General features: G+C 71.9%; 23 protein-coding genes. 13 read left to right on the top strand and 10 right to left on the bottom strand.

The genetic code is table 11. The annotated features are described in order from the left end of the window. The first annotated feature begins 148 nt into the window (after positions 1-148). From leuA to ACFVST_RS02255, 4 genes are all read left to right on the top strand, one after another. Entirely contained in the window at positions 149-1,906 is a 1,758-nt protein-coding gene (gene leuA, locus ACFVST_RS02270; RefSeq protein ID WP_390145994.1) for a 2-isopropylmalate synthase, read from the top strand. A 193-nt stretch (positions 1,907-2,099) separates the two neighbouring features. Beyond that, on the top strand, positions 2,100-2,807 hold the full coding sequence (locus ACFVST_RS02265; protein WP_390145993.1) for a TerB family tellurite resistance protein: 708 nt from the start codon (positions 2,100-2,102) through the stop codon (positions 2,805-2,807). Between the two features lie 75 nt (positions 2,808-2,882). After that, positions 2,883-3,632: a DNA repair protein RecO gene (gene recO / locus ACFVST_RS02260; RefSeq protein WP_390145991.1), complete on the top strand. Its 750-nt coding sequence runs from the start codon at positions 2,883-2,885 to the stop codon at positions 3,630-3,632. Between the two features lie 11 nt (positions 3,633-3,643). Continuing rightward, the gene (locus ACFVST_RS02255) at positions 3,644-4,495 is read left to right on the top strand and encodes an isoprenyl transferase (protein WP_390145990.1); all 852 of its coding nucleotides are present in this window, start codon (positions 3,644-3,646) and stop codon (positions 4,493-4,495) included. Positions 4,496-4,519: 24 nt separating this feature from the next. Here ACFVST_RS02255 and ACFVST_RS02250 read toward each other — a convergent pair whose 3' ends face one another. The 4 genes from ACFVST_RS02250 to ACFVST_RS02235 form a co-directional block, all read right to left on the bottom strand. Further along, a complete protein-coding gene (locus tag ACFVST_RS02250) occupies positions 4,520-4,927 on the bottom strand; it encodes a Fur family transcriptional regulator (RefSeq protein WP_390145988.1) in 408 nt (135 codons plus the stop codon). Positions 4,928-4,996: 69 nt separating this feature from the next. Further along, positions 4,997-5,923: a metal ABC transporter permease gene (locus ACFVST_RS02245; protein WP_390145986.1), complete on the bottom strand. Its 927-nt coding sequence runs from the start codon at positions 5,921-5,923 to the stop codon at positions 4,997-4,999. An 8-nt stretch (positions 5,924-5,931) separates the two neighbouring features. After that, positions 5,932-6,723 carry a metal ABC transporter ATP-binding protein gene (locus ACFVST_RS02240; RefSeq protein ID WP_390145984.1) on the bottom strand — a complete coding sequence of 264 codons (792 nt, stop codon included), beginning with the start codon at positions 6,721-6,723 and terminating at the stop codon, positions 5,932-5,934. A gap of 41 nt (positions 6,724-6,764) precedes the next feature. Further along, on the bottom strand, positions 6,765-7,751 hold the full coding sequence (locus tag ACFVST_RS02235; protein WP_390145982.1) for a metal ABC transporter substrate-binding protein: 987 nt from the start codon (positions 7,749-7,751) through the stop codon (positions 6,765-6,767). 229 nt (positions 7,752-7,980) lie between these two features. On the opposite strand from ACFVST_RS02235, the gene ACFVST_RS02230 reads away from it, so the two are divergent. The 3 genes from ACFVST_RS02230 to ACFVST_RS02220 all read left to right on the top strand — a co-directional run bounded on the left by ACFVST_RS02230 (position 7,981) and on the right by ACFVST_RS02220 (position 10,381). Continuing rightward, positions 7,981-9,363 carry a glycine--tRNA ligase gene (locus ACFVST_RS02230; RefSeq protein ID WP_390145981.1) on the top strand — a complete coding sequence of 461 codons (1,383 nt, stop codon included), beginning with the start codon at positions 7,981-7,983 and terminating at the stop codon, positions 9,361-9,363. Between the two features lie 214 nt (positions 9,364-9,577). After that, a complete protein-coding gene (locus tag ACFVST_RS02225) occupies positions 9,578-10,111 on the top strand; it encodes a GNAT family N-acetyltransferase (RefSeq protein WP_390145979.1) in 534 nt (177 codons plus the stop codon). A 72-nt stretch (positions 10,112-10,183) separates the two neighbouring features. Then, entirely contained in the window at positions 10,184-10,381 is a 198-nt protein-coding gene (locus ACFVST_RS02220) for a hypothetical protein (RefSeq protein WP_390146286.1), read from the top strand. Between the two features lie 31 nt (positions 10,382-10,412). Here ACFVST_RS02220 and ACFVST_RS02215 read toward each other — a convergent pair whose 3' ends face one another. Continuing rightward, positions 10,413-11,873 carry an MFS transporter gene (locus ACFVST_RS02215; protein WP_390145977.1) on the bottom strand — a complete coding sequence of 487 codons (1,461 nt, stop codon included), beginning with the start codon at positions 11,871-11,873 and terminating at the stop codon, positions 10,413-10,415. A 65-nt stretch (positions 11,874-11,938) separates the two neighbouring features. On the opposite strand from ACFVST_RS02215, the gene dusB reads away from it, so the two are divergent. Next, positions 11,939-13,090, top strand: a complete 1,152-nt coding sequence (gene dusB / locus ACFVST_RS02210; RefSeq protein ID WP_390145975.1) for a tRNA dihydrouridine synthase DusB — start codon at positions 11,939-11,941, stop codon at positions 13,088-13,090. Between the two features lie 22 nt (positions 13,091-13,112). Here the strand turns inward: dusB and ACFVST_RS02205 are convergent, their stop codons facing one another. Beyond that, on the bottom strand, positions 13,113-13,823 hold the full coding sequence (locus ACFVST_RS02205) for a sulfite exporter TauE/SafE family protein (RefSeq protein ID WP_390145973.1): 711 nt from the start codon (positions 13,821-13,823) through the stop codon (positions 13,113-13,115). A gap of 509 nt (positions 13,824-14,332) precedes the next feature. On the opposite strand from ACFVST_RS02205, the gene ppdK reads away from it, so the two are divergent. The 3 genes from ppdK to ACFVST_RS02190 all read left to right on the top strand — a co-directional run bounded on the left by ppdK (position 14,333) and on the right by ACFVST_RS02190 (position 19,041). Continuing rightward, positions 14,333-17,053, top strand: coding sequence for a pyruvate, phosphate dikinase (ppdK, locus tag ACFVST_RS02200; protein ID WP_390145972.1), 2,721 nt, complete (start codon positions 14,333-14,335; stop codon positions 17,051-17,053). A 177-nt stretch (positions 17,054-17,230) separates the two neighbouring features. Further along, positions 17,231-18,157, top strand: a complete 927-nt coding sequence (locus ACFVST_RS02195) for an oxidoreductase (RefSeq protein ID WP_390145970.1) — start codon at positions 17,231-17,233, stop codon at positions 18,155-18,157. A 101-nt stretch (positions 18,158-18,258) separates the two neighbouring features. Continuing rightward, positions 18,259-19,041 carry a sulfite exporter TauE/SafE family protein gene (locus ACFVST_RS02190; RefSeq protein ID WP_390145968.1) on the top strand — a complete coding sequence of 261 codons (783 nt, stop codon included), beginning with the start codon at positions 18,259-18,261 and terminating at the stop codon, positions 19,039-19,041. 25 nt (positions 19,042-19,066) lie between these two features. Here ACFVST_RS02190 and ACFVST_RS02185 read toward each other — a convergent pair whose 3' ends face one another. The 3 genes from ACFVST_RS02185 to soxR form a co-directional block, all read right to left on the bottom strand. Beyond that, positions 19,067-19,684 (bottom strand): class F sortase, encoded by a 618-nt coding sequence (locus ACFVST_RS02185; protein WP_390145966.1) that lies wholly within the window; start codon positions 19,682-19,684, stop codon positions 19,067-19,069. 111 nt (positions 19,685-19,795) lie between these two features. Next, positions 19,796-20,455 (bottom strand): hypothetical protein, encoded by a 660-nt coding sequence (locus ACFVST_RS02180; RefSeq protein ID WP_390145965.1) that lies wholly within the window; start codon positions 20,453-20,455, stop codon positions 19,796-19,798. 304 nt (positions 20,456-20,759) lie between these two features. Beyond that, complete coding sequence (soxR, locus tag ACFVST_RS02175) at positions 20,760-21,305, bottom strand: redox-sensitive transcriptional activator SoxR (protein ID WP_390145963.1); 546 nt, start codon at positions 21,303-21,305, stop codon at positions 20,760-20,762. A gap of 63 nt (positions 21,306-21,368) precedes the next feature. Here soxR and ACFVST_RS02170 point away from each other — a divergent pair, with 63 nt between their 5' ends. Further along, positions 21,369-22,040, top strand: a complete 672-nt coding sequence (locus ACFVST_RS02170) for an NADPH-dependent FMN reductase (protein WP_390145961.1) — start codon at positions 21,369-21,371, stop codon at positions 22,038-22,040. A 219-nt stretch (positions 22,041-22,259) separates the two neighbouring features. Beyond that, positions 22,260-22,589: a divalent-cation tolerance protein CutA gene (gene cutA, locus ACFVST_RS02165; RefSeq protein ID WP_390146278.1), complete on the top strand. Its 330-nt coding sequence runs from the start codon at positions 22,260-22,262 to the stop codon at positions 22,587-22,589. A gap of 75 nt (positions 22,590-22,664) precedes the next feature. Here the strand turns inward: cutA and ACFVST_RS02160 are convergent, their stop codons facing one another. Then, a complete protein-coding gene (locus ACFVST_RS02160) occupies positions 22,665-23,396 on the bottom strand; it encodes a vancomycin high temperature exclusion protein (protein WP_390146276.1) in 732 nt (243 codons plus the stop codon). Positions 23,397-23,639: the final 243 nt, after the last annotated feature.

The raw sequence follows: 23,639 nt of genomic DNA, 5'->3' as shown, positions 1-23,639 counted from the left end.
CTAGGCTGCCGCACATCATGCGATTCGGGCTGCTTCTCCTTAGCCGCCGCGGCGAGGGCCTGTAGTCGAGGCCGACCCCCTCCCCGCGGAGTTCGGCGTTGCGCCAGACCGTCGGCCGTCCCCCGCGGACACGAGGAGCCCTCGCACCATGTCGCAGCCTTCACAGCCCACCCCCGTCACCAATGCCACGCACCACCAGCGGCCGACGGCGATGCCGATCCACAAGTACGGCCGCTACGAGCAGGTCGACATCCCGGACCGCACCTGGCCCGAGCAGCGCGTCACCAAGGCGCCCCGCTGGCTGTCCACCGATCTGCGCGACGGCAACCAGGCGCTGATCGACCCGATGTCCCCGGCCCGCAAGCGGGAGATGTTCGACCTGCTGGTGCGCATGGGCTACAAGGAGATCGAGGTCGGCTTCCCCTCCTCCGGCCAGACCGACTTCGACTTCGTACGGTCGATCATCGAGGACCCGGACGCCATCCCCGACGATGTGACGATCTCGGTGCTGACCCAGGCGCGCGAGGAACTGATCGAGCGGACCGTGGAGTCCCTGGTCGGCGCGAAGCGGGCCACCGTCCACCTGTACAACGCCACCGCCCCCGTCTGGCGCGAGGTCGTCTTCCGCGGCTCCCGCGACCAGGTCAGGCAGATCGCGGTGGACGGCACCCGGCTGGTCATGGAGTACGCGGAGAAGCTGCTGGACGAGCGGACCGTCTTCGGCTACCAGTACAGCCCGGAGATCTTCACCGACACCGAGCTGGACTTCGCACTGGAGGTCTGCGAGGCCGTCTGCGATGTGTGGCAGCCCGGTCCGGACCGCGAGATCATCCTCAACCTGCCCGCCACCGTGGAGCGTTCGACCCCGTCCACGCACGCCGACCGCTTCGAGTGGATGAGCCGCCATCTGACCCGGCGCGAGTACGTCTGCCTGTCGGTCCACCCGCACAACGACCGCGGTACCGCCGTCGCCGCCGCCGAACTGGCCCTGATGGCGGGCGCGGACCGGATCGAGGGCTGCCTGTTCGGCCAGGGCGAGCGCACCGGCAACGTCGACCTGGTCACCCTGGGCATGAACCTGTTCAGCCAGGGCGTCGACCCGCAGATCGACTTCTCCGACATCGACGACATCCGCCGCACCGCCGAGTACTGCAACCAGATGGAGGTCCACCCGCGCCACCCCTACGCGGGCGACCTGGTCTACACCGCCTTCTCCGGCTCCCACCAGGACGCCATCAAGAAGGGCTTCGAGTCGATGGACTCCCGCGCGGCCGCCGCCGGGAAGACCGTGGACGACATCGAGTGGGCGGTCCCGTACCTGCCCATCGACCCGAAGGACGTGGGCCGCTCCTACGAGGCCGTGATCCGGGTCAACTCGCAGTCCGGCAAGGGCGGTATCGCCTATGTGCTGAAGAACGAGCACAAGCTGGACCTGCCGCGCCGGATGCAGATCGAGTTCTCCCGGCTGATCCAGGCGAAGACCGACGCCGACGGCGGCGAGGCCACCCCCAAGGCCATCTGGGACGCCTTCCGCGACGAGTACCTGCCCAACCCGGACGACCCGTGGGGCCGTATCCAGGTGAACGCCGGGCAGACCACCACCGACACCGACGGGGTGGACACCCTGACGGTGCAGGCCGAGGTGGACGGCACCGCCACCGAGCTGACCGGCTCCGGCAACGGCCCGATCTCCGCCTTCTTCGACGCCCTGCAGTCCATCGGCATCGACGTACGGCTGCTGGACTACACCGAGCACACCATGAGCGAGGGCGCCTCCGCGCAGGCCGCCTCGTACATCGAGTGCGCCATCGACGGGAAGGTGCTCTGGGGTATCGGCATCGACGCCAACACCACCCGTGCCTCGCTGAAGGCCGTGGTCTCCGCGGTCAACCGCGCGGCGCGATAACCCACCCGAGGTGTGAATTGCCCGGTCCCGCCTGCCTGTTGAGGGCAGGCGGGACCGGCGTGTCTCGGCCTGCTCCCGTCCGGGGTGATGACGCCGCCCGACCGATGTGGCTAACATCACGCCCACGCGGCGATGGTGCCGTGGGGGAGTCTCCGTGCCCGCGAGACGGGCCGGGGAGTTACGGAGGTGCCACGTGCTGCCAGGATGGGGACGCTACTTTCACACCATTCGTCCGTCACGTCTCGTAGGCACCCGCACCGCGTGGACCACCACCTCGGACGGCGAGTTCTTCTGCCCCGGCTGCGGCGGGGACCGCAACTACCGTCGCCGCACCGGCCGCCGGCGCTTCACCGTCCTCGGTGTCCCGCTGCTGCCGCGCGGCATCGCGGGCCCCGTCGTGGAGTGCGGCGGCTGCGGCGAACGGCACGGCACCGGCGTCCTCGACCACCCCACCACCCACCGCTTCGCCGGGATGCTGCGGGACGCCGTGCACACCGTGGCGCTCGCCGTCCTCGCCGCCGACGGCATCCCGGACCGCGCCCCGCTGGAGACGGCGGCCGCCACCGTACGGGCCGCCGGGTACGACGACTGCACCGAGGCGCGGCTTGCCGCACTGGTGGAGGCCGTCGCCGCGGACACCGGGCGGCTGCTGCCCGAGCAGTGCGGGCAGGGCCGGGTGGGCCTGGCCATAGAGCTGCACGAGGCGCTGGACCCGCTGGCCCCGCACCTCTCGGCGGCCGGCCGCGAGTCGGTCCTGGTGCAGGCGGCCCGGATCGCGCTCGCCGACGGCACCTACACCCCGGCCGAACGCGAGGTGCTCAGCACCGTCGGCAGCGCCCTCGGCCTCAGCCCCGAGACCGTCGTCCAGCTCCTCGACTCGGTGCGCACCACGCCCTCCTGACCCCGGCCGCCCCGCGCGCCCCCGGTCCACCCCGTGCGAGCGGGGCGGTGTCCGCGGTGCGCGAGAATGGGTGGCATGAGTCTGTTCCGGGACGACGGCGTCGTGCTGCGGACCCAGAAGCTCGGTGAGGCCGACCGCATCATCACGCTTCTGACCCGCGGCCACGGCCGGGTACGCGCCGTCGCCCGCGGCGTACGCCGCACCAAGTCCAAGTTCGGCGCGCGGCTGGAGCCGTTCTCCCACGTCGATGTGCAGTTCTTCGCCCGCGGCGGTGAACTCGTCGGCCGCGGGCTGCCGTTGTGCACCCAGAGCGAGACCATCGCCCCCTACGGCGGCGGCATCGTCACCGACTACGCCCGCTACACCGCGGGCACCGCCATGCTGGAGACCGCCGAGCGGTTCACCGACCACGAGGGCGAACCGGCCGTGCAGCAGTATCTGCTGCTCGTCGGCGGACTGCGGACGCTGGCCCGCGGGGAGCACGAGCCGCGCCTGGTGCTGGACGCCTTCCTGCTCCGCTCCCTCGCCGTGAACGGCTACGCGCCCAGCTTCGGCGACTGCGCCAAGTGCGGCCTGCCGGGGCCCAACCGGTTCTTCTCGGTGGCGGCCGGCGGATCCGTATGCGGCGACTGCCGGGCCCCCGGCAGCGTCGTACCCTCGGCGCAGGCCCTCGCCCTGCTCGGTGCGCTGCTCACCGGGGACTGGGCGACGGCGGACGCCTGCGAGCCCCGGTACGTCCGGGAGGGCGGCGGGCTGGTGTCGGCATATCTGCACTGGCACCTGGAGCGCGGCCTCAGGTCGCTGCGGTACGTAGAGAAGAGCTAGGAGCTATACCCATGGCACGACGTGGAATCCTCGGACGGTCCCGCCGCGAGTACAAGGCGCCGGAGCCGCATCCCTCGGGTGCGCGGCCGCCGAAGATCCCCGGCGAGCTGGTGCCGCGGCATGTGGCGGTCGTCATGGACGGCAACGGCCGCTGGGCGAAGGACCGGGGCCTGCCCCGCACCGAGGGCCACAAGGTCGGCGAGGGCGTCGTCCTGGACGTCCTCAAGGGCTGCCTGGAGATGGGCGTGAAGAACCTCTCCCTCTACGCCTTCTCCACCGAGAACTGGAAGCGGTCCCCGGACGAGGTCCGCTTCCTGATGAACTTCAACCGGGACGTGATCCGCCGCCGCCGCGACGAGATGGACGAACTGGGCATCCGCATCCGCTGGGTGGGACGGATGCCCAGGATGTGGAAGTCCGTGGTGCAGGAACTCCAGATCGCCCAGGAGCAGACCAAGGACAACGACGCGATGACGCTGTACTTCTGCGTCAACTACGGCGGCCGCGCCGAGATCGCCGACGCCGCCCAGGCCCTCGCCCGCGATGTGGCCGCCGGCCGCCTCGACCCGGGCAAGGTCAACGAGAAGACCTTCGCCAAGTACCTCTACTACCCGGACATGCCGGACGTGGACGTCTTCCTGCGCCCCAGCGGCGAGCAGCGCACCTCCAACTACCTGATCTGGCAGTCGAGTTACGCGGAGATGGTGTTCCAGGACGTGCTCTGGCCGGACTTCGACCGCCGGGACCTGTGGCGCGCCTGCCTGGAGTACGCCTCCCGGGACCGCCGCTTCGGCGGCGCCCTCCCTGACGAGAAGGCGAACGAGAAGGCGGCCGCGGACGGCAGGGACCCCGCCGGGCGCTGAGCCGGGGCGGGGCGGCGGCCGGGGTCAGCCCTCGGCCGCCGCGCAGTCCGCGCAGGTGCCGAAGATCTCGATGGTGTGGGCCACGTTCACATAGCCATGCTCTGCGGCGATGGCCTCGGCCCACTTCTCCACCGCGGGCCCCTCCACCTCGACGGCCTTGCCGCAGCTCCGGCAGACCAGGTGATGGTGGTGGTCCTCGCTGGAGCAGCGGCGGTACACCGCCTCGCCCTCCGAGGTGCGCAGCACATCCACCTCGCCCGCGTCGGCCAGGGACTGGAGGGTGCGGTAGACCGTGGTGAGCCCGACCGAGTCGCCCTTGTGCCGCAGCATGTCGTGGAGTTCCTGGGCGCTGCGGAACTCGTCCACGTCGTCGAGAGCGGCCGCTACCGCCGCACGCTGCCGGGTGGACCTGCCTCGTACCGGGGCTGCCACGATTGCCTCCTCACCTTGCACCTTCCGGCCATTGTGCCAGCCGGGGGCGGACGGGGCGGCGGACCTCCGTCAGCCGGTGGCGGACTCCCGCATTCCGTCCGGCAGTTCGCCGGTGGCCGGGTCCGGCCGGGGCTCGGGCACGGTGCACTCGGCCGGGTCCCCGGCGGCCCGCGCGGCCGCTCCGGCCCGTCGCCGGGCGAGCGGTGCGGCCGCCGCGGTCAGCGCCACGAAGGCGGCGATGGCCAGCAGCACGATGGTCGCGCCGGGCGGTACGTCCTGGTAGTAGGAGGTGACGGTGCCGCCGAGGGCGACCGAGACGCCGATCGCCACCGCGAGGGCGAAGGTGGCCGCGAAGCTCCGGGCCAACTGCTGGGCGGCGGCCACCGGCACCACCATCAGCGCACTCACCAGCAGCAGCCCCACCACCCGCATCGCCACCGACACGGTGACCGCCGCGGTCACCGCGATCAGCAGGTTCAGCGCCCGCACCGGCAGCCCCGTGACCCGGGCGAACTCCTCGTCCTGGCTGACCGCGAAGAGCTGCCGCCGCAGCCCCACGGTGACCAGCGCCACCAGCGCGGCCAGTACGCAGATCGCCCGGAGGTCGGCGGCGGAGACGGTGGAGAGCGAACCGAACAGATAGGAGCCGAGGTTGGCGGTGGAGCCGCCCGGCGCCAGGTTGACCAGCATCACACCGCCCGCCATACCGCCGTAGAAGAGCATGGCGAGGGCGATGTCGCCGCGGGTCCTGCCGTACCAGCGGATCAGTTCCATGGCGACGGCGCCCGCGATGGAGACCACGGTGGCCATCCACACCGGGGAGGTGGAGAGCAGGAAGCCGAGGCCGACGCCGGTCATGGCGACATGGCCGATGCCGTCGCCCATCAGGGCCTGGCGGCGCTGCACCAGGTAGACGCCGATGGCCGGCGCGGTGACACCGACGAGGACGGCGGCGAGCAGCGCGCGCTGCATGAAGGCGTAGTCGAGGATGTCCATGCCGGGCCCTAGCTGAGCAGGCCGGCGCGGGCCGGCGGGAGATGGTCGGAGTGCGGGTGCACATGGTCGTGGCCGGGAAGCGCATGCTGGCCCACGGCCGCGGGAGGCGGTCCGTCGTGGATGACGCAGCCGTCCCGGAGTACCACCGCACGGTCGATCAGCGGCTCCAGCGGCCCCAGTTCGTGCAGGACCAGCAGGACGGTGGTGCCGGCCGCGACCTGGCTGCGCAGGGTCTCGGCGAGCACCTCCTGGCTGGCCAGGTCGACACCGGCCATCGGCTCGTCCATCACCAGCAGCTCCGGTTCGGCGGCCAGGGCGCGGGCGATCAGCACCCGCTGGTGCTGGCCGCCGGAGAGAGCGTTCACCGAGTCCCCGGCCCGGTCCGCCAGGCCGACCAGTTCCAGGGCCCGGCGTACCGCCTCCCGGTCGGCGCGGCGGGGCAGGCCGAAGCGGGTGCGGGAGAGACGGCCGGAGGAGACCACCTCGCGCACGGTGGCCGGCACCCCGCCGGCCGCGGTGGTGCGCTGCGGTACATAGCCGACGCGGGACCAGTCCCGGAAACGGCGGCGGGGGGTGCCGAAGAGTTCGATCTCGCCGGAGGTGGCCGGGACCTGCCCGATCAGGGTGCGGACGGCGGTGGACTTCCCGGAGCCGTTGGCGCCGAGCAGGGCGACGACCTCGCCGGAGTGCACGGCCAGGTCGATGCCGCGCAGCACCGGCCGGGCGCCGAGCTCCGCGGTGACCCCGCGCAGGGATATGACGGGCCGGCCGGTGCTGCGGCCGGACGCGGTGCGGTCCATGGCGGGTGCCTCCGATACTGCGGGTACCGCGGGTGGAGCGGTCACTTGCTGCCGAGCGCCTTCTGCAGCGCCTTCAGGTTGGCGTCCATGACCTGGACGTAGTCCTGGCCGCGGGACTTGCCGGTGATGCCCTCGATCGGGTCGAGGACGTCGGTGCGCAGATGGGCGTCGCCGGCGAGGGTCTTGGCGGTCTTGTCGGAGACCAGGGTCTCGTAGAAGACGGTGGTGGCGCCGTCCTCCTTTGCCAGGTGCTGGAGTTCGCGGACGCGGGCGGCGCTGGGCTCGCTCTCCGGGTCGAGACCGCTGATGGCCTCCTCGGTGAGGCCGTAGCGCTCGGCGAGGTAGCCGAAGGCGGCGTGGGTGGTGATGAAGGTCTTGCGTTCGGTGTTCTTCAGCCCGGCGCGGTAGCGGCCGTCGAGGTCGTCCAGCTTGCCGACCAGGGCGCTGGTGTTCTTCCGGTAGTCGGCGGCGTGGTCCGGGTCGGCCTTGGCGAGGGCCTTGCCGACGCCCTTGGCGACCTTGGCGTAGCGGACCGGGTCGAGCCAGACGTGCGGGTCCAGACCTTCGCCGCCGTGGTCGTGGCCGTGTTCGTCGCCGTGATCGTGGTCGCCGTGATCGTGGTGCCCGCCGACCTCGCTGCCGTGCTTCTCCAGGGTGGTCAGGGAGGCCGCGTCGATCTTGGTGCGCACCCCGGACTGCTTGATGGCCTCGTCCACGGAGGGCTGGAGGTCCTTGAGGTAGAGGGCCGCGTCGGCCTTCTCTATCTGGCCGCGCTGCTTGGCGCTGATCTCCAGGTCGTGCGGCTCCTGGCCGGGGCCGGTGAGGTTGGTGACACGGACGTGGTCGGCGCCTATCTGCTCGGCGAGGTAGGCCATGGGATAGAAGGACGCCACCACGTCGAGCCGGCCGCCGCTCCGACCGTCCCCCGCACCGTCGTCCTCGAAGGCGGAGCAGCCGGTGAGGGCGCCCAGGGTGAGGACGGTGGCGGTGGCGGCGGCGGTGGGTATCAGATGGCGTCGTACGTTCATGAAAGTCATTTTCAACAATGCTGGGAACGATTGTCAATATTGACTGCCCGGTCAGGACCTTTTCGTCCCACCCCTTCGCACCTTCCGCGCACGGCCGGGAGATATGGGACGGGCCGTCACGGAAAGTGGGGTACCGATTTGATCCGGGGGGTGCGGACGCCGGTAACCTGAAGCATTCGCCCCTGAGGCGCTCCTGTCCCGTGATCGCCGTCGTAATGAAGAGAGCACCGTGGCCGCCGACAAGATCGACACCATCGTCAGCCTGAGCAAGCGCCGTGGCTTCGTCTACCCGTGCAGTGAGATCTACGGTGGCCAGCGCGCCGCCTGGGACTACGGTCCGCTGGGCGTGGAGCTGAAGGAGAACCTCAAGCGCCAGTGGTGGCGCAACATGGTCACCTCGCGCGAGGACGTCGTCGGCATTGACTCCTCGGTGATCCTGGCGACGGAGGTGTGGGAGGCCTCCGGGCACGTCGCCACCTTCACCGACCCGCTGACCGAGTGCACCTCCTGTCACAAGCGGTTCCGTGCGGACCACCTGGAGGAGGCCTTCGAGGCGAAGCACGGCCGCCTCCCGCAGGACGGCCTCACCGAGGTCAACTGCCCCAACTGCGGCAACAAGGGCCAGTTCACCGAGCCCAAGCAGTTCTCCGGCCTGCTCTCCACCCACCTCGGCCCCACCCAGGACAGTGGCTCCGTCGCCTATCTGCGGCCCGAGACCGCGCAGGGTATTTTCACCAACTTCGCCCAGGTGCAGCAGACTTCGCGCCGCAAGCCGCCGTTCGGCATCGCCCAGATGGGCAAGTCCTTCCGCAACGAGATCACCCCGGGCAACTTCATCTTCCGCACCCGCGAGTTCGAGCAGATGGAGATGGAGTTCTTCGTCAAGCCCGGCGAAGACGAGGAGTGGCACGAGTACTGGATGGAGCAGCGCTGGAACTGGTACACCGGCCTCGGGCTGCGCGAGGAGAACATGCGCTGGTTCGAGCACCCGAAGGAGAAGCTCTCCCACTACTCGAAGCGCACCGCCGACATCGAGTACCGCTTCCGCTTCGGCGGCGGTGAGTGGGGCGAGCTGGAGGGCGTCGCCAACCGTACGGACTACGACCTCGGCGCCCACGCCAAGGCCTCCGGCCAGGACCTCTCCTACTTCGACCAGGAGGCCGGCGAGCGCTGGACCCCGTATGTCATCGAGCCGGCGGCGGGTGTCGGCCGCACCATGCTCGCCTTCCTGCTGGACGCCTACATCGAGGACGAGGCGCCCAACGCCAAGGGCAAGATGGAGAAGCGCACCGTGCTGCGGCTCGACCCGCGGCTGGCCCCGGTGAAGGCCGCGGTCCTCCCGCTGTCCCGCAACCCCGACCTGTCGCCCAAGGCCAAGGGCCTGGCCCAGGCGCTGCGCCAGCACTGGAACATCGAGTTCGACGACGCCGGCGCCATCGGCCGCCGCTACCGCCGCCAGGACGAGATCGGCACCCCGTTCTGCGTCACCGTCGACTTCGACACCCTCGACGACAACGCGGTGACCGTCCGCGAGCGGGACACCATGAAGCAGGAGCGCGTCTCCCTCGACCAGATCGAGAGCTACCTCGCCTCCCGCCTGATCGGCTGCTGACCGGGCTCCGCCCCGAGCGGCCCGCCGCACGACCGAGCCCCCGCCGCTCCCGACACGGAGCGGCGGGGGCTCCGCGCTGCCCGGCGAGAACACGCCGACAGATATGTGGAGGGCGAATGCGGCTGCCGCGGTCACCGGTATCCGCGTCAAGCATCGTGAAGCAACGTGAAGTTCGCGTCGTGAAGTTCGCGTCGTGAAGTAAGAGGGGGATGGTGTGGCCGATTCGGGTGGGCCGGCGCGGGAGGTCGGCGGCGATGCGGAGTTCACGTTCCGTGAGGTGGGCCTCGACGACGAGGTGACGGCGCTCTCCGTGTACGAACTCGGGCGTCGTTCCTATGCCGTTGAGGCGGAACTGATCGGCTTCGACGGAATCCCCGCACTGCGGGAGAGCCTGAGTGAGATGCGGGCGCGGCCACTGCGCTGGCTCTGTGCGACCGGAGGGCAGGGGGAGATCAGGGCGTTCGTCGCATGGAGTTTCCTGGACGGGACGACCGATGTGGACATCGATCGGGTGTGTGTCGATCCGGACTGGTTCCGTCGTGGGCTCGCCACCCGCCTGATCAGGCACCTCCTGACGGAACAGCGGCAGAGCCGGCGGGTGCTGGTGAGTACGGGTGCGGAGAACGGGCCGGCCGTCGCCCTCTACGAGAGTCTCGGCTTCTCCCGGGCCGGCTCGGCGGAACCGGTGCCCGGCCTCTGGATCGCCGAGTTCGCCCTCACGCGGGACGAAACGCCGGCCGGCCGGTGACCCCGGCACGCGACCGCGGGGCCGCCGACACCACCGAGACCCAGGAGCCGGCCCGGTGACGAGCTGCCCACGATGGAGCTCCCTCCCCAGCCCCCGCCGGGCGAGCCCAGGCCGTGGGCCTTCCCGGCACCCGAGTACGGCACACTCGGCAACGGTCTGGCGGTCCGGTACGGCCACCGCCTCGTCACCGTCCTCGTCGGTGACGCCGCTCGCTTCCGGCGCCCGGTCGGGGCGCTGGGGATCGGGAACGTGACCGTCGTCGGCCGGTGAAGCGTGTGGACGAGGCCGCGGGCACCGGCCGTCAGCGGCGGGCGCCGCGGCGGTCGGGGGCCGGGCGGGACGTGGCGCCGTCGAGGAGCTCCGCGGTCCGGGCCGCCGTGGCGCGCGCCCAGCGGCCGCTGGTGACGGCGCCCAGCAGCAGGACGGCCAGGCCGCAGCCGGTGAGGATCCACCAGGCGGGTCGGCTGGCGGCGGCGAAGCCGGTGGCGTAGTGGGCCGGGTCCACCCCGGAGGCGAGGACCGCGCCGATCACGGCCACGCCCAGGGTGGTGCCGATCTGGCGGCTGGTGGAGGCGACGGCGGCCGCAACTCCCGCCTGGGCGCGGGGCATTCCGGAGACGGCGGTGTTGGTGATGGGGGCGTTGACGAAGCCGAAGCCCAGGCCGAAGAGGACATAGCCGGTGAGGAGGGTGGCGGCGGAGGCCTCCGCGTCGAAGGCGGCGAAGAGCAGTCCGCTCGCGGTGATCGCCACGCCCGCCAGCAGCAGCGGCAGCCGCGGCCCCCGGCTGCCCACCAGACGGCCGGACAGCGGGGCGCAGATCATGGTGACGGCGGCCATCGGCAGCATCCACAGCCCGGCGCCGAGCGCACTCATCCCCCGTACGTCCTGGAGGTAGAGGGTGCTGAGGAAGAGGAAGCCGCCGAGGCCGGCGAAGGCGCTGACGGCTATCGCGGTGGCGCCGCTGAACGGTGCGCTGCGGAAGAACCGCAGGTCGATGAGAGGTTCGGCGCGACGCGGCTCGTAGTAGAGCAGCGCGGCGAGGGCGGCGAGCGCCACCAGGGCGAGCAGCAGGGTGTGCGGGGAGGTCCAACCGGCGTGCGGGGCCTCGATGATGGCGTAGGTGAGGGAGCCGAGCAGGGCGATCACCAGGAGCTGTCCGACGGGGTCGGCGCGGCGGGGGTGCGGGGCTCTGGACTCGGGTACGTAGCGCAGGGTCAGCAGCAGGGCGGCGAGGCCGACGGGCAGGTTGATCCAGAAGATGGAGCGCCAGCCGACGGATTCCACCAGCAGCCCGCCGATCAGCGGGCCCGCGGCCATCGAGATACCGACGACGCCGCCCCAGACGCCGATGGCGCGGGCGCGTTCGCGGGGGTCGGTGAAGGTGTTGGTGATGATCGACATGGCGACCGGGTTGAGCATCGAGCCGCCGACCGCCTGCACCATCCGGAACACCACCAGCCACTGGAGGCCGGGGGCGAGGGAGCAGAGCAGCGAGCCCAGGGAGAAGATCACCAGCCCGGCGGTGAAGACCCGCCGCCGCCCGATCCGGTCCGCCGTGGAACCGGCGAGCATCAGCAGCGAGGCCAGTACCAGGGTGTAGGCGTCGATCGTCCACTGGAGGCCGGAGACCCCGGCGTGCAGCTCGCGCTGGAGGGAGGGGAGCGCGACGTTCAGGACGGTGTTGTCCAGGCTGACGATGAGCAGGCTCATACAGCAGATGGCGAGGACCAGCAGCCTCCGGCGGGAACTCAGCTCAGGCATTCATCAATAGTACGCCTAACTAATGACCTTGGGTCCTGGTCCCGCGATACGTGAGAATGGGGGGCATGGCCACCGTCCCGCCCCGTACCGCTCCCGCCCTCGCCATCGGACCGCACACCGTGCAGCCGCCGGTGGTGCTGGCCCCCATGGCCGGTATCACCAACGCGCCGTTCCGCACCCTGTGCCGGGAGTTCTCCGGCGGCAAGGGCCTCTTCGTCAGCGAGATGATCACCACCCGGGCACTGGTCGAACGCAACGAGAAGACCATGCAGTTGATCCACTTCGACCCGAGCGAGACCCCCCGCTCCATCCAGCTCTACGGTGTCGACCCGGCCACCGTGGGCAAGGCCGTCCGCATGATCGCGGAGGAGGGCCTCGCCGACCACATCGACCTCAACTTCGGCTGTCCGGTGCCGAAGGTCACCCGCAAGGGCGGCGGCTCCGCGCTCCCGTACAAGCGGCCGCTGCTGCGGGCCATCCTGCGGGAGGCGGTCGCGGGGGCGGGGGAGCTGCCGGTCACCATGAAGATGCGCAAGGGCATCGACGAGGACCACCTCACCTTCCTGGACGCCGGGCGGATCGCCGTCGAGGAGGGGATCACCGCCATCGCCCTGCACGGCCGCACCGCCGCCCAGCACTACGGCGGCACCGCCGACTGGGAGGCCGTCGCCCGGCTCAAGGAGCGGGTGCCCGAGATCCCGGTGCTCGGCAACGGCGACATCTGGTCCGCGGCGGACGCCCGCCGCATGATGCGTGAGACGGGCTGCGACGGGGTGGTCGTGGGCCGCGGCTGCCTGGGGCGGCCCTGGCTCTTCGGCGATCTGGTCGCCGCCTTCGAGGGCGGCGGGGCACCGGCCACCCCCGGACTGCGCGAGGTGGCCGCCGTGATGCTGCGTCACGCGGCACTCCTCGGCGAGTGGCTCGGCGACGAGGCCCGCGGCGTCATCGACTTCCGCAAGCACGTCGCCTGGTACCTCAAGGGCTTCGCGGTCGGCTCGGAGATGCGGCGGAGCCTCGCGGTGACCTCCTCGCTGGCCGAACTGGAGGCGCAGCTCGCCGAGTTGGACCTGGACCAGCCCTGGCCGCCCGGCGCCGACGGCCCCCGCGGCCGCACCTCGGGCAAGAACCGCGTGGTCCTCCCCGACGGCTGGCTGAGGGACCCGTACGACGACACGGGCGTGGCCGCCGACGCGGAGCTGGACACCTCGGGGGGCTGAGGCAGGGGCCTCCGCAAGCGGCTCAAGGCCCGAAGATCAGCACCGCCCCGGACACCAGGGCGAAGACCAGGACCACCAGCCGCATCCGGACCGCGTCCAGCCGCTGGTGCACCAGCCGGCTCAGCCACGCCCCGACGGCCAGCGCGGGAAGCAGCAGCAGCGCCCACCCGAGCTGCGCCGGACGCCCCTGCCCGGTGGCGAACAGCAGCGCCAGCGAGGCGACTTCACCGACCAGGAAGCAGACCGCCACCGTCGAACGCAGCTCCGCGGGCGGCCGGTGCTGGTAGACGAGGGCGAGCGGTGGACCGCCGACCCCGGTGGCGGTCTCGGTGAGCCCGGTGATCAACCCGGCGCCCACAAAGGCACCCCGCCCCGGGGTGAACGCGGGCGCGGCCAGGCTGACCAGCGCGGCCAGCACGGTGGACACTCCCACCACCAGACCGAGGCTGTCCGCGGGGATCGCCCGGAGCAGCAGCAGCCCCGCGGGGGTCGCCAGCAGCCGGGCCGCGGTGATCCAGCGGGCCCCGCTCAGATCCAGACTGTCCCGCTCCCGCCACGCCACATACAGGTTGAGCGGGATCATCGCGGTCAGGACGAAGACGGGCAGCAGTTCCGGCTGGAGCAGGCCGGCCACCGGGGCGACGATCAGCGCGAAACCGAGGCCGCTGGTGCCCTGGACGAAGGCGGCGACCGCCACCACCAGCGCGAGCAGTGCGAGAGTCCCGCCGCCCACCGTCCCGCACCCCCGCTCGCGCGCGTCCGCCGTGTCCCCGCCCCGTGAGGCATCGACCGTACTCCGGGGCCGGGTGTGCGCCGGGGGCGGGTGGCGGCGGGCGCCACCGGGTTGCCGTTCCGGCGGCGGTGTCCGGATGGTGGGACCCGGGTGGGCCGGAGCGCGTGATTCTCGCCACCTTTGATCGATCATCTGCTCAGACGAGCGGGAGGCCCTCGTCTGCACTTCTCCAAGGTCTGGCACCCAGTGCCACCTTCTTGGTTTTCAGCGGCCGAACTCGAATGCGTTCAATCCCGCTCAGGTGAGCGCCCAAAGTCATCCACGGGTATGTGAACGTTCGGGACTTGAACACGGCGGGCGTCCATGTGGCGTCCTGCCGTCACTTTCGATCTCCTGGCCGACGCTCGGTCAAGGCCGTATGGCGCACGAGTGGACGTACCCAGAACCCTTCGATCTGGGTATGTTCCTCGCCGTCAGGGCAGCCACCGCGTCCCGAGGAGTCGAGACCCGTGTCGGAAAACAAAGATCCCCACGTAGCCAAGTTCGTTTACGACTTCACCGAGGGCAACAGGGACCTCAAAGACCTTCTCGGTGGAAAGGGCGCGAACCTCGCGGAGATGACCAATCTGGGTCTTCCGGTCCCTCCGGGCTTCACCATCACAACCGAGGCGTGCAAGGTCTACCTGGACAGCGGCGAGGAACCGGCGGCACTCCGTGACGAGGTGAGCGGCCACCTCGACGCGCTGGAGCAGGCCATGGGCAAGAAGCTCGGCCAGCCCGACAACCCCCTTCTGGTGTCGGTCCGTTCGGGCGCGAAGTTCTCCATGCCCGGCATGATGGACACCGTCCTCAACATCGGCCTCTCCGACGCCTCGGTGCAGGGCCTCGCCCAGCAGGCCGGCGACGAGCGCTTCGCCTGGGACTCCTACCGGCGGCTCATCCAGATGTTCGGCAAGACCGTGCTGGACGTCGACGGCGAACTCTTCGAGGAGGCGCTGGAGGCGGCGAAGGCGGCGAAGAAGGTCACCGTCGACACCGACCTCGGTGCGGCGGAGCTGAAGAAGCTGGTCGCGCGGTTCAAGAAGATCGTCAAGTCCCAGGCGGGGCGCGACTTTCCGCAGGACCCGCGCGAGCAGATGGACCTCGCCATCAAGGCGGTCTTCGACTCCTGGAACGGCGACCGCGCCCGGCTGTACCGCCGCCAGGAGCGCATCCCGCACGACCTCGGCACCGCGGTCAACATCTGCTCCATGGTCTTCGGCAACCTCGGCCCCGACTCCGGCACCGGCGTCGCCTTCACCCGCGACCCGGCCAGCGGCCAACAGGGCGTCTACGGCGACTACTTGCAGAACGCGCAGGGCGAGGACGTGGTCGCCGGTATCCGCAATACGGTCGCGCTGGCCGAACTGGAGCAGATCGACAAGCAGTCCTACGACCGGCTGATGCAGATCATGGAGACCCTGGAGAACCACTACAAGGATCTCTGCGACATCGAATTCACCATCGAGCGCGGCCAGTTGTGGATGCTCCAGACCCGCGTCGGCAAGCGCACCGCCGCGGCCGCGTTCCGGATCGCCACCCAGCTCGTCGACCAGGGCCTGATCGACGAGGCGGAGGCGCTGCAACGGGTCAACGGGGCGCAGCTCGCGCAGTTGATGTTCCCCCGCTTCGACGACACCGCCCAGGTCGAGAAGATCGCCCGCGGTCTCGCCGCCTCACCGGGCGCCGCCGTCGGCAAGGCCGTCTTCGACTCCTACACCGCGATCAAGTGGTCCCGCTCCGGTGAGCGGGTCATCCTGATCCGCCGCGAGACCAACCCCGACGACCTGGACGGCATGATCGCCGCCGAGGGCATCCTCACCTCCCGCGGCGGCAAGACCTCGCACGCCGCGGTCGTCGCCCGCGGGATGGGCAAGACCTGTGTGTGCGGCGCCGAGGAACTGGAGGTCGACACCAAGCGGCGCCGGCTCACCGCGCCCGGCGGCGTCGTCGTGGAGGAGGGCGACCTGGTCTCCATCGACGGCTCCAGCGGCAAGGTGTACCTCGGGGAGGTGCCGGTGGTGCCCTCACCGGTCGTGGAGTACTTCGAGGGCCGGATGCACGCCGGGGCCGACGACGCGGACGAACTGGTCGCCGCCGTCCACCGGATCATGGCCTACGCGGACCGGGTCCGCCGGCTGCGGGTGCGGGCCAACGCGGACAACGCGGAGGACGCGCTGCGCGCCCGCCGGTTCGGCGCCCAGGGCATCGGCCTCTGCCGCACCGAGCACATGTTCCTCGGCGAGCGCCGCGAACACGTCGAGCGGCTGATCCTCGCCGACTCCGACAGCGAGCGCGAGGACGCCCTCAAATCGCTGCTGCCGGTGCAGAAGCGGGACTTCGTGGAACTGTTCGAGGCGATGGACGGGCTGCCCGTCACGGTCCGCCTCCTCGACCCGCCGCTGCACGAGTTCCTCCCCGACATCACCGAACTGTCGGTACGGGTCGCCCTCGCCGAGTCCCGCAAGGAGCCCCACGAGAACGAACTGCGGCTCCTCCAGGCCGTCCACCGGCTGCACGAGCAGAACCCGATGCTGGGCCTGCGCGGTGTCCGCCTCGGCCTGGTCATCCCCGGCCTGTTCACCATGCAGGTACGGGCCATCGCGGAGGCCGCGGCCGAGCGCCTGGCCGGCGGCGGCGACCCGCGCGCCGAGGTCATGATCCCGCTGGTGGGCACCGTGCAGGAACTGGAACTGGTCCGCGACGAGGCCGAGCAGGTCATCGCCGAGGTCCAGGCCGCCGCCGACGTGGAACTGAAGCTCGCCCTCGGCACCATGATCGAACTGCCCCGGGCCGCGCTCACCGCCGGGCAGATCGCGGAGGCCGCCGAGTTCTTCTCCTTCGGCACCAACGACCTGACCCAGACCGTGTGGGGCTTCAGCCGGGACGACGTCGAGGCCAGCTTCTTCACCGCCTACCTGGAGAAGGGCATCTTCGGGGTGTCCCCGTTCGAGACCATCGACAAGGACGGCGTCGGCAAGCTCGTCCGGGACGCGGCGGAGGCGGGCCGGGCCACCCGCCCCGACCTCAAGCTCGGCATCTGCGGCGAGCACGGCGGCGACCCCGAATCGGTGCACTTCTTCCACGAGGTGGGCCTGGACTACGTGTCCTGCTCACCGTTCCGCATCCCGGTGGCCCGCCTGGAGGCCGGCCGCGCGGCCGCCGCCTCCCACGGCAGCGACAGCCGCTGAGAGACCGCCGGGCGGCCGGTGTCGGTACCCCGACCGCCCGGCTCCGCCCGTCAACACCCGTACCGTGCCCCCTCTTTACGCGCCTCTGTCCCCGCAGCGGTGGCGCGCCCCGTACCGTGGCCCCGTCGGTTGTGGCAGGCACGGTGAGACGAGGGAAACTCGGGAACGGGGATCGGTATGGCGGGATGGACGGTGCGGGACATGCCGGGGCTGAGCGGCCGGGTGGCCGTGGTGACCGGGGCGAACAGCGGGCTCGGATACGTCACCGCACGGGAGTTGGCCCGGCGCGGCGCGCGTACCGTGCTGGCCTGCCGCAGTCCGGAGCGGGGCGAGGCGGCCGTCGAGCGGCTGCGCGCCGAAGTCCCGGACGCCGACGTCGAGTTGGCCCGGCTCGACCTCGGATCCCTGGCCTCCGTACGGGAGTTCGCCGACGGCTTCGCCCAGCAGCACGACCGGCTCGACCTGTTGGTGGACAACGCCGGGGTGATGGCGCTGCCGTACCGGCTCACCGAGGACGGCTTCGAGAGCCAGTTCGGCGTCAACCACCTCGGGCACTTCGCACTGACCGGACTGCTCATGCCGGCCCTGGTGGACACCGCGGGCGCCCGGGTCGTCGTCCTGTCCAGCGGTATGCACGCCCTGGCCGGGGTCGACCTCAACGACGTCAACAGCGAGCGCAGGTACCGGCGTTGGGTCGCCTACGCACGTTCCAAGAGCGCCAATCTGCTCTTCGTCCACGAGCTGGCGCGCCGGCTGGCCGCCGCCGGGTCCGAGGTGATCGCCGCCGCGGCGCACCCCGGCTACGCCGCCACCAACCTCCAGACCGCCGGTGCCCGCATGGAGCAGCGGCGGGCCGCGGAGCTCATGGCCAAGCTCGGCAACCGTGTCCTCGGCGAGAGCCCCGAGCAGGGCGCCCTGCCCACCCTCTACGCCGCGACCGCGCCCGGAGTGCGCCCCGACTCCTTCACCGGGCCCGGCCCCCTCGGCCTGCGCGGCGCGCCCACCGAGTCCTGGCGCGCCCGCTGGACCCGCGACGACCAGGACGCACGGGTGCTGTGGACCGTCTCCGAGCGGCTCACCGGGGTCACCTACGCCGGACTCTGACCCCCGATCGGCGCGGCACGGCCGGCGCCGTCCGACCGGTGCGGTTCGCCACACCTGCCCCGCGTGGACGGCGCGACCACCCGGTCCATAGGGTCCGGATCATGCCCGACATATCTGTGACCACGGTGATCGTGCTGTGCCTGGCCGCGCTGGCGGCCGGCTGGATCGACGCCGTGGTCGGGGGCGGTGGCCTGCTGCTCCTGCCCGCACTCCTGCTCGGCCTGCCCGCGGGCACCCCCGCCGCGTCCGCGCTCGGCACCAACAAGGCGGTGGCGATCGTCGGCACCACCGGCGCCGCCGTCACCTACATCCGCAGGACCCGGGTGGACGTCGGCATCGCGGTACGCATCGGGCTCGCCGCCCTCGGTGGTTCGATGGTGGGGGCCTTCTTCGCGGCCGGGATGCGTACCGAGGTGCTCAAGCCGGTGATCATGGTGGTGCTGCTGGCGGTGGCCGCGTTCGTGATCCTGCGGCCCTCCTTCGGCACCGCCCCGGCCCCCGGCCCCGCCTCCCGCCGCCGGGTCCTCGCCGCGATCGGCCTGGCGGGCCTCGGCATCGGCTGCTACGACGGGCTGATCGGCCCCGGCACCGGCACCTTCCTGGTGCTGGCGTTGACCGCGGTGCTCCACCTGGACCTGGTGCACGCCTCCGCCACCGCGAAGATCGTCAACTGCTGCACCAATGTGGGCGCCCTCGCCATGTTCGCCTGGCAGGGCGTGGTCCTGTGGCAACTGGCCGCGCCCATGGCCCTGTTCAACCTGGCCGGTGGCACCCTCGGCGCCCGCACCGCCCTCAAGCGGGGCAGCGGCTTCGTCCGCGTCGTCCTGCTCACCGTCGTCCTCGCCCTCGTCGCCGACCTCGCCTACGAGCAGTGGCTGGCCTGAGCGGGCAGCGACCCGGGCCGACGGGTCAACGGCCGCCGGTGAGGTGCGCGAAGACCACCACATTGCCCTGGTAGCCGGTGGTGGGGGAGTAGCCGCCGCCGCAGGTGATCACCCTCAACTCGGGCCGGGCGGCGGCCCCGTAGACCTTGCGGTCGGGGAAGTGCCGGGCGTCGTAGACGGCGACCGAGTCCACCGTGAAGACCGCGGTGCCGCCGTCCCGCCGCGCCACCTCGACCCGGGCGCCGCGGCGGAGGTTGCCCAGGTCGTAGAAGACGGCGGGGCCCTGCGCGTTGTCGACATGCCCGGCGATGACCGCGGTGCCGGTGGCGCCGGGCACCGTGCCGTCCCGGTACCAGCCGGCCAGATTCCGGTCCCTCGGCGGCGGCACGTCCAGACTGCCCTGCGGGGTGAGGCCGAGACCGGTCAGCGGCGCGTCCACACCGATCGACGGGATACGGACCCGCAGCGGCACCGAGCGCCGCAAGGGGGCGGCGGTGCCGGTGCGCCCGGCGTCCGCGGCGGCCTCGGTGGGGGCGGGCTGCGGCGGCGGATGGCCCTCGGCGCCGGTCCCCAGCAGCCAGGCGCCCGAGCCGAGCGCGGCCGCGGTGACCGCGGCTATGAGGGTGTTGCCGATCCTGCGCACCAGGACTCCTTCACGGTTCGGGTGCCGCGCCCGTCCGCCCCTCCGGGCCGCGCGGTGCGGCGGCGCCGGAGGGGACGGCGGCGGTACCGGTGGACAGCGGAGGCGTGTCCGTCAGACCCCGTCGCCTCTCGCGCGGCGATGCAGGAGCCAGGTACCGCCCGCGGCGGCGACGGCCAGCGCCGCCACACCCGCCGCGGTCCGCCCGGGGTCGGGGCCCAGAGCGCCGCCGACCCCCGTCTTCACATGGCCGTGCGGCCGCGCCCCCTCCCCGGCGGGCAGCGACACCACCAGATCCCCGTGCACCTCCCGCCCGTCGGCACAGCGCGCCACGATCCGGTACGTCCCCGGCTGCGCCGACGGCGGCACCTCGAATCCACCGACCCCACCGCCCTCGGGCGCCCCCGCCCCCGGAGCCAACGTGAACCGCCCCGCCCCCACCGCACTGGCATCCCCCGCCGCCCCCGTGGAACCGCAGGCCGTGGTACCCGCGGAAACCCCGCCACCGGGCGCCGCGGGCGACGGCACCAGATCCAGCCGGGGGGCGCCGTCGACGGGGGCGGTGGCTCGGTGGGCGGGCGCGGGTGCGGTGGCGGTGGCGGTGGCCGGGTGCGCGGCGGCGGGTGGGTGTGCGGGCGGACGGTGGGCGGGAGTGGCCGGGCCGGTGGTGGTGTGGGCGGGGGCCGCGTGTGCCGGGGCGGCGGAGAGCGCGGCGGAGAGTGCGGCGCCGGCCGCGGCGAGCAGGGGTCCGGTCAGCAGGCGGGCTGTGCGCATGGTGCGTGCTCCTTGGGGAGGGCACGGCCCGCGGCACCCCCAGTCGTGCCGCTGCCTCGGTCGCGCCCCTGCCCTACCGAGGTAAGTGGCTCCCGCCGCCCCACGCCTGCCGGTCCCCACCCGACACACCGCCGTACCTCCCGCCCCCCAGACCACCCCGACCACCGTTCCAGCAGGTCACCGCGCCGGACGACGGCCGCCCAAGCAGACCGCGTACGCGGAGTGTGAACGGGTGACGGACGGCGCCGGCCACCCGGGGCGTCGGCGCCCTGCCGGGTTGCCCAGGCCGGACATCCCCCTGCGCTCAGGCCTCCGCCGAGCGCTCGCGGCCCACCTGGTTACCCTCGCTCGCCCTGCTCCCTTCGCCCTCTTCCTCCTGCTCCTCGTTCTCGCCGTCCTCCAGGAGTCGGCGTGGGCCCGGGCCGTGCGAGGCGAGTTCGTCGTACGGGTTGGAGAGGGCGCAGCGGTCGAGGGAGAGGCAGCCGCAGCCGATGCAGTCGGACAGATGGTCGCGGAGCCGCTGGAGGGCGGTGATCCGCTGGTCCAGATCGGCCTGCCAGCACGCGGAGATACGGGCCCAGTCCGCACGGTCCGGGGTGCGGTCGTCCGGGAGCAGCGCCAGCACCTCGCGGATCCGGGCGAGTGGGATGCCGAGCCGCTGGGAGGTCCGGATGAAGGCGACCCGGCGCAGGGTGTCGCGGGTGTAGCGGCGTTGGTTGCCGGAGGTGCGGCGGCTCTGGATGAGGCCTTCGCGTTCGTAGAAGCGGAGTGCGGAGGGTGCGACTCCGCTGCGCTCGGCCAGCTCTCCGACGGTGATCTCCTTGGCGCGGGGCGAGAGCTTCGTCGACATGCGCCCACCGTACCGGCGATCGCCGCTTGACCTGAACAATGGTTGAGGTTCCACAGTGGCCCTATGAACCACGAGACGCAGCCCTCCACGGCTGCCCCCACCGCCCTGCCCACCGCGACCGAGCCGAACGGGGCCGGATCGGTTGGGTCCGCCGAAGCCCCGCTCCGGGTCGTGCTGCTCGTCGGCAGCAACCGTTCGGGGCGCTTCGGGCCGGTCGTCGCCCGCTGGCTGCTCGACCTGCTCGCCCAGCACCCCGAACTGGACGCCGAGGTGGTGGACGTGGCCGACCCACCGCTGCCCGCCGCCCTCACCGACCGCCCCACTCCCGAAGAGGCCGCCCAACTCGCCTCCGTACAAAGGCGTTTGGCGACCGCCGACGCCTTCCTCGTACTGACCCCCGAGTACAACCACTCCTACCCGGCGCCGCTGAAGAACCTCCTCGACTGGTACCGCGCCGAGTGGCAGGCCAAGCCGGTGGGCTTTGTCTCGTACGGCGGTGTCTCGGGTGGGCTGCGCGCCGTGGAGCATCTGCGGCAGGTCTTCGCCGAACTCCACACCGTCACCGTCCGGGAGACCGTCTCCTTCCACCAGGCCGGGGCCCACTTCGACGACGAGGGCCGCCACCGCGACCCGGGCGGCCAGGCCGACGCCGCCGCCAAGGCCCTCTTCGACCAACTCACCTGGTGGGGCCTCGCGTTGAGGCAGGCCCGAGAGGCACGTCCGTACGGCGGCTGACTCGCGCCGGGGGCCTGCGCGCGGGGTGTGGGGGTACGGGGTGGGGCCCACGCGCAGGCCGTTCACGGGGCGGTACGGGCCTCCGCGGCGGAGAGCGTAACGGCTCGACGGCCCCCGTAGTGGCGGGGGAGGGGGCGGGGTGACAATCGGTGGGGTGTGGGCACCCGGAGGCCGGTGGCGCCGCATCGTGCGAGGAGAGGACCCGACGTCATGACCACCATCACCAGCCCGGGGCAGTGGCTCACTGTGCTCACCACCACGGACACCGCCGAATCCGCCCAGCAGCTCGCGCGCGGCGCGGTCGAGGAGCGGATCGCCGCCTGCGCCCAGATCAGTGGACCGATCACCTCCGTCTACCGCTGGAAGGGCGAGGTCGAGACCGCCCAGGAGTGGCAGATCCACTTCAAGACCACCGAGGGCCGCTACCCCGAACTGGAGAACTGGCTCAGCCACCACCACGGCTATGACACCCCGGAGATCATCGCCACCCCCGTGGTCCGCGGCAGCACCGACTATCTGACCTGGCTGGAACAGGAGACGGCAGGCTGAGACACGGCCCGTCCTCCTCGACCCGTGACCACGACCTCAACCTCCCTTTCCCGCCTCGGAGTTGGCAGCCACCAGTCACCCCCCGTCGGACAGCGCCCGGCGGATGCCCGGCTCTCGGGGCCCCAGGAAGCGCGGGTCGGGGTGGAAGACGGCGTCCAGGGCTGCCTTGCCCGCCGCGAAGACCTCCCGCGTCGCGCCGTAGTACCAGGTCACGTCGTGCCGTTCGGAGACGCCCACGCCGTACGGGCGGATGCCGGCCGAGCGGCAGAGGGCGACCGCGCGGCGTATATGGAAGGACTGGCTGATCAGCACCGCGCGGTCCACGCCGAAGATCCGGTGGGCGCGGGCGCAGGAGTCCCAGGTGTCGAAACCGGCGTAGTCGCTCACGATGCGGGAGCCTGGTATTCCGTGCCGGGTGAGGTAGGCGCGCATGGCGTCCGGTTCGTCGTAGGAGGCCCGGCTGTTGTCCCCGGTGACCAGCACCACCTTGATCCGGCCCGCCTGGTACAACCGCGCGGCCGCGTCCAGGCGGTGGGCCAGATAGGGCGAGGGCTCGCCGTCCCAGAGACCCGCGCCGAAGACGACCGCCACGTCTGTCCTCGGTACGTCGGCCGGGGTGCGCAGCCGGTCGTCCGTGGTGAGGAAGAGCCAGGTGGCCGGAAGTAGCGCCAGTACGCACAGCCCGACCAGCGCCTGTACCGCCCGGCGCTGACCGCGGCGGTTCCGCGGCAGCCGCAGCAGCCACTCCGGCCGTGCCCGCCACCGCGCCGCCCAGCCGCCCGGCAGCCGCCCCTCGTCCCGCTCCATGGCATCCCCCGGATCCCAGCTCACCCGAAGCCGACCCTCGGCCCCGGCATCCCCAGCACACCCGCCTCAAGTCACCTGCCGCAGGCCGCAGTTCGCAGCACACGACAATGACGGTGACTCTCCGTCGATCTGCTGTGACCCAACGTAGGGCATCCCACTGACAATGACTCCGACGCCCCTACCGCCCGCCCCAGTTCCGGCGACCCGCAAGCGCGGACGCACCGCACAGGCACCCGCCTCACC

This window comes from Streptomyces sp. NPDC058045 (genome assembly GCF_042885635.1).
Lineage (GTDB): Bacteria > Actinomycetota > Actinomycetes > Streptomycetales > Streptomycetaceae > Streptomyces.
Note: the sequence above shows the minus strand (reverse complement) of the source record. Positions and strands in the feature narration are given on the sequence as shown.

Excerpts from the sequence above, each read along its gene's own strand:
- leuA (WP_390145994.1), top strand. The coding sequence starts at position 149 with ATGTCGCAGCCTTCACAGCCCACCCCCGTCACCAATGCCACGCACCAC.
- ACFVST_RS02245 (WP_390145986.1), bottom strand. The coding sequence starts at position 5,923 with ATGGACATCCTCGACTACGCCTTCATGCAGCGCGCGCTGCTCGCCGCC.
- ACFVST_RS02180 (WP_390145965.1), bottom strand. The coding sequence starts at position 20,455 with ATGCGCACAGCCCGCCTGCTGACCGGACCCCTGCTCGCCGCGGCCGGC.
- ACFVST_RS02220 (WP_390146286.1), top strand. The coding sequence starts at position 10,184 with ATGGAGCTCCCTCCCCAGCCCCCGCCGGGCGAGCCCAGGCCGTGGGCC.
- ACFVST_RS02170 (WP_390145961.1), top strand. The coding sequence starts at position 21,369 with ATGAACCACGAGACGCAGCCCTCCACGGCTGCCCCCACCGCCCTGCCC.
- soxR (WP_390145963.1), bottom strand. The coding sequence starts at position 21,305 with ATGTCGACGAAGCTCTCGCCCCGCGCCAAGGAGATCACCGTCGGAGAG.
- ACFVST_RS02195 (WP_390145970.1), top strand. The coding sequence starts at position 17,231 with ATGGCGGGATGGACGGTGCGGGACATGCCGGGGCTGAGCGGCCGGGTG.
- ACFVST_RS02215 (WP_390145977.1), bottom strand. The coding sequence starts at position 11,873 with ATGCCTGAGCTGAGTTCCCGCCGGAGGCTGCTGGTCCTCGCCATCTGC.
- ACFVST_RS02240 (WP_390145984.1), bottom strand. The coding sequence starts at position 6,723 with ATGGACCGCACCGCGTCCGGCCGCAGCACCGGCCGGCCCGTCATATCC.
- ACFVST_RS02160 (WP_390146276.1), bottom strand. The coding sequence starts at position 23,396 with ATGGAGCGGGACGAGGGGCGGCTGCCGGGCGGCTGGGCGGCGCGGTGG.
- ACFVST_RS02190 (WP_390145968.1), top strand. The coding sequence starts at position 18,259 with ATGCCCGACATATCTGTGACCACGGTGATCGTGCTGTGCCTGGCCGCG.
- recO (WP_390145991.1), top strand. The coding sequence starts at position 2,883 with ATGAGTCTGTTCCGGGACGACGGCGTCGTGCTGCGGACCCAGAAGCTC.
- ACFVST_RS02255 (WP_390145990.1), top strand. The coding sequence starts at position 3,644 with ATGGCACGACGTGGAATCCTCGGACGGTCCCGCCGCGAGTACAAGGCG.
- dusB (WP_390145975.1), top strand. The coding sequence starts at position 11,939 with ATGGCCACCGTCCCGCCCCGTACCGCTCCCGCCCTCGCCATCGGACCG.
- ACFVST_RS02235 (WP_390145982.1), bottom strand. The coding sequence starts at position 7,751 with ATGAACGTACGACGCCATCTGATACCCACCGCCGCCGCCACCGCCACC.